Annotated in this window: 10 protein-coding genes; 7 read left to right on the top strand and 3 right to left on the bottom strand. The window is 65.1% G+C overall.

Annotated elements, in window-relative coordinates; translation table 11 throughout:
* Positions 1 to 48 precede the first annotated feature (48 nt).
* A complete protein-coding gene (locus CVS27_RS03520) occupies positions 49 to 1,476 on the bottom strand; it encodes an NAD(P)H-quinone dehydrogenase (RefSeq protein WP_103464350.1) in 1,428 nt (475 codons plus the stop codon).
* An 86-nt stretch (positions 1,477 to 1,562) separates the two neighbouring features.
* Here CVS27_RS03520 and CVS27_RS03515 point away from each other — a divergent pair, with 86 nt between their 5' ends.
* Both CVS27_RS03515 and CVS27_RS03510 read left to right on the top strand, forming a co-directional pair.
* Entirely contained in the window at positions 1,563 to 2,384 is an 822-nt protein-coding gene (locus CVS27_RS03515; protein ID WP_103464349.1) for a purine-nucleoside phosphorylase, read from the top strand.
* Between the two features lie 34 nt (positions 2,385 to 2,418).
* The gene (locus CVS27_RS03510; protein ID WP_370739462.1) at positions 2,419 to 4,341 is read left to right on the top strand and encodes a phospho-sugar mutase; all 1,923 of its coding nucleotides are present in this window, start codon (positions 2,419 to 2,421) and stop codon (positions 4,339 to 4,341) included.
* Positions 4,342 to 4,722: 381 nt separating this feature from the next.
* Here the strand turns inward: CVS27_RS03510 and nirD are convergent, their stop codons facing one another.
* On the bottom strand, positions 4,723 to 5,097 hold the full coding sequence (nirD, locus tag CVS27_RS03505) for a nitrite reductase small subunit NirD (RefSeq protein ID WP_103464347.1): 375 nt from the start codon (positions 5,095 to 5,097) through the stop codon (positions 4,723 to 4,725).
* A 239-nt stretch (positions 5,098 to 5,336) separates the two neighbouring features.
* Between nirD and nirB the strand changes: the two genes are divergently transcribed.
* Positions 5,337 to 8,027, top strand: a complete 2,691-nt coding sequence (gene nirB / locus CVS27_RS03500; protein ID WP_103464346.1) for a nitrite reductase large subunit NirB — start codon at positions 5,337 to 5,339, stop codon at positions 8,025 to 8,027.
* A gap of 11 nt (positions 8,028 to 8,038) precedes the next feature.
* Positions 8,039 to 8,815: a uroporphyrinogen-III C-methyltransferase gene (gene cobA, locus CVS27_RS03495; protein WP_103464345.1), complete on the top strand. Its 777-nt coding sequence runs from the start codon at positions 8,039 to 8,041 to the stop codon at positions 8,813 to 8,815.
* 19 nt (positions 8,816 to 8,834) lie between these two features.
* On the opposite strand, the gene CVS27_RS03490 is transcribed toward cobA, so the two are convergent.
* Entirely contained in the window at positions 8,835 to 9,920 is a 1,086-nt protein-coding gene (locus CVS27_RS03490; protein WP_165788244.1) for an acyltransferase family protein, read from the bottom strand.
* A 183-nt stretch (positions 9,921 to 10,103) separates the two neighbouring features.
* On the opposite strand from CVS27_RS03490, the gene CVS27_RS03485 reads away from it, so the two are divergent.
* The 3 genes from CVS27_RS03485 (at position 10,104) to CVS27_RS03475 (ending at position 12,340) form a co-directional block, all read left to right on the top strand.
* Positions 10,104 to 11,237, top strand: a complete 1,134-nt coding sequence (locus CVS27_RS03485; RefSeq protein WP_103464343.1) for a uroporphyrinogen-III synthase — start codon at positions 10,104 to 10,106, stop codon at positions 11,235 to 11,237.
* Positions 11,238 to 11,324: 87 nt separating this feature from the next.
* The gene (gene deoC, locus CVS27_RS03480; RefSeq protein ID WP_103464342.1) at positions 11,325 to 12,032 is read left to right on the top strand and encodes a deoxyribose-phosphate aldolase; all 708 of its coding nucleotides are present in this window, start codon (positions 11,325 to 11,327) and stop codon (positions 12,030 to 12,032) included.
* Positions 12,033 to 12,115: 83 nt separating this feature from the next.
* Positions 12,116 to 12,340: a hypothetical protein gene (locus CVS27_RS03475; protein WP_243399660.1), complete on the top strand. Its 225-nt coding sequence runs from the start codon at positions 12,116 to 12,118 to the stop codon at positions 12,338 to 12,340.

Genomic DNA, 12,340 nt, shown 5'->3' with positions numbered 1-12,340 from the left:
GGGAGCTTAGATCAAATCCTGGCCGAGCTTGGGAGGTTGGGAAGGACGTTACATGTGGACGTGGAGGCGGCGGGCCGCTTCGGCGATGGAGCCTGAAAGCGAGGGGTACACCGTGAAGGTGTTGGCGACGTCGTCCACGTGCAGCTTTTGCGTGACGGCCAGGGCGATCGGGAAGATCAGCTCACACGCGCCAGCGCCCACCACAACGCCACCAATGACTGTGCCGGAGCCCTTGCGCGCAATGATCTTGATGAATCCGTCGTTGACGCCGCGCATCTTGGCCCGGGCGTTGGTGTGCAGGGAGAGCTTGATGACGTCGCCCTGGTACTTGCCGGAGGCCAGATCGGCTTCCGAGACTCCCACCGAGGCAATTTCGGGGGATGTGAAAATGTTGGAGGAAACCTGCGTCAGTTTCAGGGGGCGCACACCGTCGCCGCCCAGGTGGGCCACGGCGATGCGGCCCTGCATGGCAGCAACCGAGGCCAAGGCGAACACGCCCGTGCAGTCGCCGGCCGCGTAAACGTTGGGCGCACTGGTGCGGGAAACGCCGTCGACCTTGATGTGGCCGCTGGAGGTGACTTCAACCCCGGCGGCCTCCAAACCAATGTCGGTGGTGTTCGGGATGGACCCCACGCAGACCAGGCAGTGCGATCCGGTGACCTTGCTGCCGTCGCCCAGGGTGACCACCACGCCGTCGGCCGTGCGTTCCACAGCCTCGGCGCGGGACTGGGACAGCACGCGCAGGCCGCGGCGGGCAAAAACGTCCTCCAGCACGGCGGCGGCGTCGGAGTCCTCACCCGGCAGCACCTGCTCACGGCTGGAAATCAAGGTGACCTTGGAGCCCAGGCCGTTGAAGGCTGAGGCGAACTCGGCACCCGTGACTCCGGAGCCCACCACAATGAGTTCTTCGGGGAGCTCTTCCAGATCGTAAATCTGGGTCCAGTTCAGGATGCGTTCGCCGTCGGGCTGGGCCGTGGCAAGCTCACGCGGGTGGGCGCCCACAGAGACCAGGATGGCGTCGGCCTTGATGATTTCCTTGGACTCGCCGCGGTCAACTTCAATGGTGCGGTTGTCCAACAGCCGGCCGGTGCCGATCACAATCTTCACGCCCAAGGCCTCGAGCCCGTTGCGGATGTCCGTTGACTGTTCCCGGGCAAGACGCATGACGCGTTCGTTGATGTTCTTCAGATCCGCACGCATGACGGTCTTCGGGTTGCCCTCGGGTGTCTCGAAGCTCACACCCAGCTCGGTGGAATCCACGCTGCGGTTCATGGCCTCGGCCACGGCAATCAGCGACTTGGACGGGACCACATCGGTGAGGACTGCCGCACCACCCAATCCGGCGCGCTCCACAATGGTCACGGTTGCACCCATCGAGGCGGCCACCATCGCGGCTTCATAACCGCCTGGTCCACCACCGAGGATGGCTAGGCTGGGAAGGGCAAAGGGCTGAAAGACATCTTGTTGGCTCGTCACAATTGTTCATTCTTCCCTAGCTTGCGCCATGCACCAAGTTATTCGAGCTTGTGTACGGAGGCCCGCGGTGCCGGTATGTTGGTTTCGTGACTAATCAACTTTTTCCGGCGGACACAGATCCCACCGAACTGGCCCGCGAGGCCGCAGCGTACATTGCCGAACACACGGGCGTTACCCACCACGACATCGCCGTAGTACTGGGGTCAGGCTGGGGTGAGGCGGCAGGACTCATCGGCGAAGTAACAGCCGCCGTGGACGCCGCAGAGGTGCCCGGTTTCTCGGCGCCCGCCGTCGTGGGCCATGTGGCCACGCTGACTTCCATCCGCACCCCGGCCGGCAAAAACGTGCTGGTGCTGGGCGCCCGGACCCATTTCTATGAGGGCAAGGGTGTGCGCGCGGTGGTCCATGGCGTGCGCACGGCGGCTGCCTGCGGCGCCACCACCTTGGTGCTGACCAACGGCTGCGGCGGGCTCAATGAGGATTGGACGCCGGGCACTCCCGTGTTGATCAGCGACCACATCAACCTCACGGCGTCCTCACCGCTGGAAGGCGCCACGTTTGTGGACCTGACCGACCTTTACTCCACGCGCCTGCGGGCACTGGCCCGTGAAGTGGATCCCTCGCTGGCGGAGGGCGTGTACGCACAGTTCACCGGCCCGCACTACGAAACTCCGGCTGAGGTCCAGTACGCCAAGCGCATTGGTGCTGATTTGGTGGGCATGTCCACCGCGTTGGAGGCCATCGCCGCGCGCGCAGCGGGCATGGAAGTGTTTGGCATCTCCTTGGTGACCAATCTGGCGGCCGGCATCAGCCCGGTTCCCTTGAGCCATGCGGAAGTTATCGAGGCTGGCGCGGCGGCTGGCCCCCGAATTTCGGCCTTGCTGGCAGACATTATCGCCAAAATGTAGCGTCATCCCCAACGAGTGCGGCTACATTTATGGGGTGAGACATGTAGATGACACCACCTCGACGTCCAAAGCCGCACTCGAGACGCAGGCCCTGAAGGCTGCTGCGCTGCAGTGGGCCAGCCACGATCCCGATCCCGCCACGACGGCCCGGCTGCACAGCTGGATCGCCGAGGAGCCCCTGGAACTGGCGGACAGCTTTACCGGCCATCTGCAATTTGGCACGGCCGGGCTGCGGGCCGCCATGGGTCCGGGCCCGAACCGGATGAACCGGATTGTGGTGCGCCGGGCTGCTGCCGGGGTGGCGGCCCACCTGCTGGCCCTGGCCCAGGCTGAGCTGGCCCAGGAACAGTCGGCCCAGGCTGAGATGTCCCGGGCTGAGATGGACGACGCCGGAACCTCCTCCGCGGGCGAGCCCGCCTCCCAGCCGCCCGCCTCCCAGCCGCCCGCCTCCCAGCCGACCGCCTACCAGCCCAGGGCTGTTGTGGGATTTGACGCCCGCCACAATTCGGAAGTGTTTGCCCAGGAGACGGCGGCCATTTTTACCGCCGCAGGTATCGAAACGTTCCTGCTGCCCGCCGCCCTGCCAACGCCCGTCCTCGCCTATGCTGTGCGGGCTATGGACTGCGAGGCCGGCGTCATGGTTACGGCCAGCCACAACCCGCCGGCGGACAACGGCTACAAGGTGTACCTGGGTGGGCGTGCGGTGGCCCCGGAGGCCCGCGGCGTCCAGATCGTGGCGCCCCACGATTCGCAAATCGCAGCGCACATCGACGCGGCGTCAAACACGGCCGAGATGGGCGACACCTCAGCCATTGAGTTGGCAGAAAGCGGCTGGACCGTGGTGGCGCATCAGCTGCTGGAAAGCTACGAGCACACCATCACCGCATTTACCGACCGCGACGCATTCCCGCACCGTGAACTGCGCATAGTGCACACCTCCCTGCACGGGGTGGGGCATGAGACCGCGCTGGCGGTGCTGCGCGGTGCCGGCTTCACGGACATTCATGCCGTGGCCGAGCAATCCGCACCCGACCCCTTCTTCCCCACCGTCTCCTTCCCCAACCCGGAAGAGCCAGGCGCCATGGATTTGGCTTTTGCGCTAGCGGAAAAGGTGGGTGCGGATGTGGTTCTGGCCAACGATCCCGACGCCGACAGGGTTTCCGTGGGAGTCAAGGACCCCTCCAGCGGTCAGTGGCGTCAGCTGCATGGCGACCAGGTGGGCGCACTGCTTGGCGCCCATGTGGTGGCCCGCGGCGGCCATGTCGGGAGCACAGGAATTGCCGGAGACGAGGGCACAGGCGCGGCAACCCCCGTGTTTGCGAATTCCATTGTTTCTTCACGGCTCCTGGCCAGGATTGCTGGCGAAGCAGGCTATGAGCACGTCGAGACCTTGACCGGTTTCAAGTGGATTTCCCGCGTGCCGGGCCTGAGCTACGGCTACGAGGAAGCCCTGGGTTACTGTGTGGCGCCGGAGGTGGTCCGAGACAAGGACGGCATCTCCGCCGGGCTGCTGGTGGCTGAAATGGCCGCCGGACTCAAGGCTGTTGGCAGGACGCTCTTGGACGTACTGGATGATCTGGCCCTGGCCCACGGCCTGCACGCCAGCAACCAAATCAGCATCCGGGTGGAGGATCCTGCCGAGATTGAGAGCATGATGGCCAGGCTCCGGGCCCAGCCGCCGGCCGGCTTTGACGGCTCGGCCATTGCCCAGTTCACCGATCTGTCGGTGGGGACACCCCAACTTCCCGCGACCGACGGCGTGAGTTACCTGAGCGAGAGCGGCACCCGGGTGATCGTGCGGCCCAGCGGCACCGAGCCAAAGCTCAAGTGCTACCTGGAAGTAATTGTGCCCGTCGCCGGGCGTGATCAGCTCCCGGCAGCCCAGCAGGAAGCCGAACGTGCGCTGGCCGCCGTCGTCCGCGATGTCAAGGCGTCGCTGGGGCTGGAACCGCTCTAAACCGAAACCTTAGCCTGGGTCAGTTCTTGACGCAGCTCGCCAAGAACGACATCAGGTGTGTCCCGTCAGCGTCCTTGAACGAGACCCACGGCGTGGTCAATCGAAGAATCCGCCTCCCGGGATGGTGGTGGGGGATGAGCATCATCTCGGTTCCAAACGGCAGCTAATGCGGGTGTGACGGTCCGCAACCCGCATTAGCTGCTGTTTGGAATCAGGAAATCGCATTAGCTGCTGTTTGGAATCCGAAAAGCCCACAGCCCTGACCTGGACTCGGGATTTTCGCCCTCGCCGAAGTACCAGGAGAGCAAAAATCACCGGTTCGCGGCGGGACCGAGCCCCACACTTCACCATGGCGACCGTGGAGCTGGGGCTGGAACCGCTCTAAACCGAAACCTCAACCACGCCGTCCACCACCCGCACGGGATACGTGCCAAGGTGCAGCTCGGGGCGGCCAAAGCACTCCCCCGTGGCCAGGGAGTAGACCTCCTTGTGCAGCGGGGAGGCAATGGTGTGGGTACGCCCGCGCGAGCCCACCATCCCGCGGGACATGACGTGGGCGCGGGTGGCCGGATCGGCCTGAGACACGGCAAAGACGTCCCCGCGACCCACCCGGAACAGGGCTAGCTGCTGCCCCTTGACCAGGGCTGCCTCGCCCCAGGAATCGGCCAGATCATCGAGCCGGCAGACCCGGACCCACGCGGGGTCAACCGCAAGCGGCGCGTAGCCGGTGGCTGGCATTTCCATGACTGTTTCCATGAACGTTCCTTCGCTGGGAGGGCCAAACTGCGTAGCTTTCACACTAGGGAGGCCATGTTTCGCCGCGCCGCCGCGCACATGACGGGGACGTAAATCCCGTGTCACCGCCTGCTTGGGGTGGCCGGTAGGTGGACGTTAACTGTCTGTTACATAAGCGAAACGGCGAGGCAATGCCGGTTTTCTACCATGGGACTACACGTTGGTGCCAGCACTAGGCCAACCGAGGAAAGGCCACAGCCATGACGCAGCCCAACGCGCAGAACACCCCGAGCCCCCAGGCAGCAAACGCTTTTCGCAGGATAGTAGTTGTTGGCGGCGGCCCGGCCGCCCATCGTTTTGCCGAAGCCATGCATGCCCGCGGACTGTCAGGTTGGCATCTCACGGTCCTGACCGAGGAGGCCCACGCCCCCTATGACCGGGTGGCCCTGAGCCAGGCACTGACAGCCGTGGACACGGACCTGACCCTGGGCGATCCTGCCCTGTGGGAGCACCCCGCCGTGACCCTGGTCCGCGGTGCTGAGGTTGCCGCCATCGATCCACAGACCCAGACGGTGAAGACCATGGCGGGCGGCGTGCTGACCCACTACCCCTACGACGAACTGGTCCTGGCCACGGGCTCCGACGCCACCCGTTTGAGCATTCCGGGCGCCGAACACACCCATGTTTACCGCACCCTTGAGGATGTGTGGACCCTCAACCAACAGCTGGCCCTGCTCGGTGCGAAGCTGGGCCGTACCGTGAACACGGCCGTCATTGGCGGCGGCCTGCTGGGCTTGGAGGCCGCCGCGGGGCTCATCAAGCTTGGCGCCGCCTCGGTGGTCATCAACGGCGGCAAGTGGCTCATGAACGCCCAGCTGGATGAGGGCGCCGGCCAGGCCTTGGGCCGTTTGGTGGCGGCCAAGGGCATGAACACCACGGCCGGGGTGTACCCGGAGGCGATTCAGACGGACGACGGCGGCCAGGTCACCGGTGTTCTGATGGCCGACGGCTCGGTGGTGCCCGCCGATCTGGTGGTGGTGGCCGTGGGCGTGCGCCCCCGCGACGAATTGGCGCGGGGGGACGACGGCACAGCCCACCACGGTTTTGAGCTGGGCCCGCGCGGCGGAGTGGTCATTTCCGACGGTTGCAAAACCACAGTCCCCCGCGTTTGGGCGATCGGTGAGGTGGCCAACTTTGGCGGCATGTGCCTTGGCCTGGTGGCCCCGGCCAACACCATGGCGGAGATCGTGGCGGACAGGCTGCACGGCGGCGACGCCACCTTCCCCGGCTTTGACACTGCCACCAAGCTCAAGCTCTCCGGCGTGGACGTGGCCAGTTTTGGTGACGCGTTTGCCCGCTCCGAAGGCAGCCTGGAGGTGGTGTACGCCGATCCCGCCCGCGGCGTCTACCAAAAGATTGTCACCAGCTCCGATGCGAAGATCCTGTTGGGCGGCATCTTTGTTGGCGACGCCAGCCCCTACACCAGCCTGCGCCCCCTGCTGGGCCGGGAGCTGCCGGCGGAACCCGGAGCGTTCCTGTCGGCGGCAGGCGGAGGCGACGCACCCGTCGTCGAACTTCCCGACGACGCCATCCTGTGTTCGTGCAACAACGTCACGGCCGGTGGCATCCGCGACGCCGTCAACGGCTGCGGCACGTGCCAGGGGCAGGACCCGGTTCAGGACCTGCCCGGCCTGAAGGCCTGCACGCGGGCCGGCACCCAATGCGGTTCCTGCGTGCCGCTGCTGCAAAAGCTCATGGAGGGCGAGCTGGCCAAGTCAGGAATCGCCGTCTCCAAGGCCCTGTGCGAGCACTTTGCCATGTCCCGACCGGAACTCTTTGAGGCCGTCCACGCCCTGGAACTCAAGAGCTTCCCCGAGATTCTGGCCCGCTTCGGCATCGATGAAACCGCCCAAGCAGGCCGCGGCTGTGACATTTGCAAGCCCACAGTGGCCAACATTCTGGCCAGCCAGCACGGGGAATACGTGCTCGACGCCGGCCGCGGCACCCTCCAGGACACCAACGACCGCGCGCTGGCCAACATGCAAAAGGATGGCAGCTACTCGGTGGTGCCGCGCATTCCCGGCGGTGAGATCACCCCGGACAAGCTGGCCGTGATCGCCAAGGTGGCCCAGGACTTTGGTCTGTACACCAAGATCACCGGCGGGCAGCGGATCGACCTGTTCGGGGCCCGGCTGGAGCAGCTGCCACAGATTTGGAAGATCCTCATCGACGCCGGCATGGAGTCCGGGCAGGCGTACGGGAAGTCCCTGCGCACGGTGAAATCCTGTGTCGGTTCCACCTGGTGCCGGTTCGGGGTGCAGGATTCGGTGGCCATGGCCATCGAGTTGGAACTGCGGTACCGGGGCCTGCGCAGCCCGCACAAGATCAAGCTGGGCGTCTCCGGCTGTGCCCGCGAATGCGCCGAGGCGCGCGGCAAGGATGTGGGCATCATCGCCACAGCCGACGGCTGGAACCTGTACGTTGGCGGCAACGGCGGGGCCACCCCGGCGCACGCCCAGCTGCTGGCCAAGGACCTGGACGGGGACACCCTGGTGCGCTACATCGATCGGTACCTCATGTATTACATCCGCACGGCGGACAGGCTCCAGCGCACTGCCCGCTGGCAGGAGGAGCTACCCGGCGGCCTGGCCCATGTGGTGGACGTGGTGGTCAATGATTCCCTCGGCATCGCAGCAGACCTCGAGGCGGCCATGGCGGCCCACGTGGACAACTACCAGGACGAATGGGCAGCCACCTTGGCGGACCCCGAGCGTTTGCGCCGCTTCCGCTCCTTTGTCAACGCCCCGGAGTCCCTGGACGAATCCATTGTGTTTGTCCCGGAACGTGGCCAGATCCGCCCCGCCACCGAACTGGAGAAAACCCAGGAAAACGGTCCGGTGTTGATAGCCACCCACATTCCCGTCCGCGGCGCAGACGCGCTCACCAATTGAAGGCAGGGCCCATGCCACGCACACGGCGTACTGGACGCATCACCCTCGTTGGCGGCGGCCCCGGCCCCGCAGATCTGCTCACGCTCCGTGCAGCCAAGGTGCTGACTGAGGCGGATGTGGTCTATTTTGACAGGCTGGGACCCACGGAGGATCTGGCCGCCTTGGCACCGCGCGCCACCTTTGTGGACGTGGGCAAGACGCCGGGACACCACAAAGTTTCCCAGGAGGACATCACGGCGAGGATGATCGACGGCGCCCGGGGCGGCCTGCACGTGGTGCGGCTCAAGGGCGGGGACCCGTTTGTGTTTGGCCGCGGCGGTGAGGAAATGTCAGCAGCCGTGGCTGCGGGCATCCCCGTCACGGTGGTCCCGGGAGTGTCCAGCGCCATCGCCGTTCCCGGTGCGGCAGGCATCCCCGTGACGCACCGCAATGTCAGCCATTTGTTTACAGTGGTGTCCGGCCACGCGCCCCTGACGGGCAAGGAATACAGGCATTTGGCTGGCTTGGGCGGGACCATTGTGGTGCTCATGGGGATCGGCACGCTGCCCTCCTTGGTGGCGGGTTTGCGCATGGCCGGGCTGGCCTCCGGCACTCCGGTGGCCGTCGTCGAACGCGGATTCAGCCACACCCAGCGCACCACCATCGCAACACTGGGCAGAATTGTGAGTGCGTCCTCGGCGTGCCGCAACCCGGCGGTGATCGTCATTGGCGATGTGGTGGACCTTGCCCAGAGCAACGGCCTGGCAGTCTCGGATTTTCTCGAAGATGCCAGTTTGCAGTCGGCCTGAGGTCCGTCCCCCGGGCACGTTAGGCCAGTTGCACGCGCTCAAATCTGTGCTTGAGGCGCAGGGCCGGCATCTCTACCCAACGGTAGGACGCCTCAGCAACGGCAAAGGTGGCTGCGAGCGCGCAGGCAATGAGCAGGGCGGGGTGGTGGATGAAGTGTTCCAGCGTTTCCAGGGCAATCAGGTTCCACAGGTACAGCCCGTAGGAGCGCCTGCCCAAATAGCCCAGCACCGGCAAGGACAGAACCCGCGTGGAGAAGCTGGTGGCGCCGTCCACGCTGCGGGCAATGATGATGCAGCTGGCCACGCTCAACAGCGGGACCACCACGGCGTGGGTCACCACGCTGTCCAGTGTGGGCGGGTATGCCGCCACCAGGATCAGCAGGGCCCAGGCGATGGGTGCCAGCCGGGCCAGCTCGGTGCCAAGGCGGCCTTGGGTGCGGTGTTGGGCGATGGCCAGGGACACGCCAAGGAGCAGCGGGGCAATCCAGGTCCAGCTTCGGTAGTAGGACATGAGGCCGAACACCAGGTACGCCGCAATGCCCAGTCCTGTAAAGAGCACGGCGGCCGCCAGGACTATGCCCTGCAGGTGCTTCTTCAACAATGGCGCCCCGAGCATCAAGACCAGCAGCAGCGGCCACACCAAGTAAAACTGTTCTTCCACGGACAACGTCCAGAGCGGGGTCATCGAATGCGGAATCTGAAGGCCGGCAAAGTCCACCCAGTTGAAGACGTAGAAGAACGCCAGCACGGAGCCCACCAGGGAACCGCCCGGATCCATGCGCAGTTCCCTGCCAAACAGCAGGGACATGCCCAGGGCCACCACCAAAAAAACGTACAGGGCCGGAAGCAGCCGCAACGCGCGCCGGGCGTAGAACGCCTTGAGGTCAATCCGGCCGCTGCGCTCATGTTCCTTCAGGAGCAAGGTGGTGATGAGGTATCCGCTGAGTACAAAGAAGACCAGAACACCGTATGCGCCGCCCTTGAATCCGCCCGGAACAAAGTGCGATGCGATCACTGCGCTGATGGCGAGGCCGCGTATGCCGTCAAGGGCGGCGTTGCGTGGTTTTGTCTGGAGGCGTGGCTCCACTGCAGGCTCGACGGCCAAGAGAACTCCCCCGGGTTCGGCCGGGCCCAGATCGCCCAACTGTTAGTAGTGCCTTCACTGTATCCCGGTGAGCTGTGCCGCTTGCAAACACGGCGTTATACAGACCGCAATAAATGCCACTCTCGGTACCATTGCTAAGACTTCCCCGCCAATGCCCATTGGCCAGCAGCTTCTAAGGAACCCATGAGCCAAACACCGCAGACCCGCCCCGCCCAGCCATTGCGCGGATTCCGGATCGGCGTCACAGCACATCGCCGCGCCGGGGACCTGATCGAGGCCTTGGAGCGCCGGGGCGCGCAGGTGTTGCACGCCCCGGCCCTGAAGATTGCCCCGGTGGAGGACGACGACGCCCTGCGCGCGGAAACGTCTGCCGTGATTGAGGCGGCCCCGGACATTGTCATGGTCACCACTGCTTATGGGATGCGCCGCTGGTGCGAGGCCGCCGACGCCGCCGGGCAGGGCGAGGAGCTCCTGGCCGCCCTGGCCAAGGCCGCCATCTACGTGCGCGGACCCAAGGCCCGCGGCGCTGTCCGTGCCGCCGGCCTGGATGATCAAGGCATCAGCGCGGACGAAACCACGGCAACCCTCACCGAACTGGTGATTTCCGACGGCGTCCAGGGCAAAACAGTGGCCGTACAGGTGCACGGCTACACGGATGTTGCCGCCCTTGCACGCCTGCGCGACGCCGGTGCAACAGTGCTCACGGTGACTCCCTACCGCTGGGTCAATGCCGAGGACGGGGACAAGCTGCCCCAACTCATCGAGGCCGTGATCAACCGGGAACTCGATGTCATTACGTTCACCAGCGCTCCCGCCGTGGACGCCGTGCTGAGCACCGCCGAACAATTGGGGCGGGCCCCGGAGTTCCTCGCGGCCCTGCGCGGGGACAGGACCGGGCTGGGGCACGTGGTCAGTGCCGCCGTCGGGCCAGTCACTGCAGCGCCCCTCCAACAAGCCGGCATCACTCCCCTGGTGCCGGAAAGGTTCCGGATGGGTGCCCTGATCAAGACCGTCTGTGACCATTTGGAGCAAACTGCTGTGCTGCGCCGGGAGAGCGAGGGGACGGTGCTGGAGGTGCGCGGGCAGTCACTCACCGTGGACGGAATCCCCATCCCGCTGGCCCCGGCCCCGCTGCAACTGCTGCGCTCACTCATGAGTGCCAGCGGGGCCGTGCTCTCGCAGGCTGATTTGGCGGCAGAGCTGGGACTGGGAGACGCCGAACACGCCCTTCACATGACCATCAGCCGCCTGCGCGCAGCCTTGCCCGACCCCACCATTGTGGAGACAGTGGTCAAGCGCGGCTACCGGCTGCGCTGAGCACGCGCGGCCCGGGCAGTCAGCAGCCATTGAGCCACGAATGTGGCACCATTGGGTAATCACCCAGCACGTAGGAAGGTTTGCATCATGACAGCCACCAGCCCCTTGGCAGAACCCAACGCCACAGACGATTTGGCCCGGTACATTGACCACACCCTCTTGGCGCCCGAGGCCAGCCGCGCGGATATTCTGCGGCTGTGCAAGGAGGCGGCAGAGCACCACTTCAAGTCCGTCTGCGTCAACCCGGTCTGGGTGGAAACAGCCAAGAAGGCTCTGCTGGGCACAGGTGTTTTGACGTGCACCGTGGTGGGCTTCCCGCTGGGCACACACAACACGGACGTCAAGGTTTTTGAGGCCCGCGGAGCCACCATGGATGGCGCCGAAGAGGTGGACATGGTCATCAACATCGCCTCGGCCAGGGCCCTGGACAAGGACGCGCTGGTCTCGGACATTTCAGCTGTTGCCGAGGTGGTCCATGCCGAGGATTCACTGCTGAAGGTCATCATTGAAACGTCCCTGCTCAGCGACGCCGAGAAGATCCTCGCGTGCGAAGCAGCCGTTGAGGCCGGTGCCGATTTCGTGAAAACTTCCACAGGGTTCAACGGCGGCGGTGCCACCGCATCCGACGTCGCACTCATGCGCCAAACAGTGGGCCCGGATCTGGGAGTGAAGGCCTCCGGCGGGGTCCGCACCCGTGAAAAGGCACTGGAAATGATTGCCGCCGGCGCCACCCGCATTGGCACCAGCTCCGGTATTGCCATCGTCACCGGTGGGGCAAGCACTGCTTCGTACTAATCCGTACTAAGATCGTGGGTAGATCAGCGCACCGGACAGCCGGTGCATCCACTCAGCTCCCCATTTTGGGGTCAGGAGGAAACGTGTCCAACACCCGTTACCGCGGTGAGAACAGCACCGTGCAGTCAGTCGTCTTGTTCGTCATCTTCTTCGCCTTGTTCCTTGGCGGAATCTTTGCCTTCTCCTTCTGGAGCCTGGAAAGCTTTGCCCACGCGTTCGTACCGGCTGGCGTGGGCATCGGCCTGTGCTTCTTGTCCTTGGTCATCCCGCAGACCTTTTTGGGCCGTTCCGACTCCGCCGGAGAGTAA

The sequence above is a fragment of the Arthrobacter glacialis genome (assembly GCF_002909445.1).
Lineage (GTDB): Bacteria > Actinomycetota > Actinomycetes > Actinomycetales > Micrococcaceae > Specibacter > Specibacter glacialis.
This window is presented reverse-complemented; position numbering and strand designations above follow the sequence as displayed.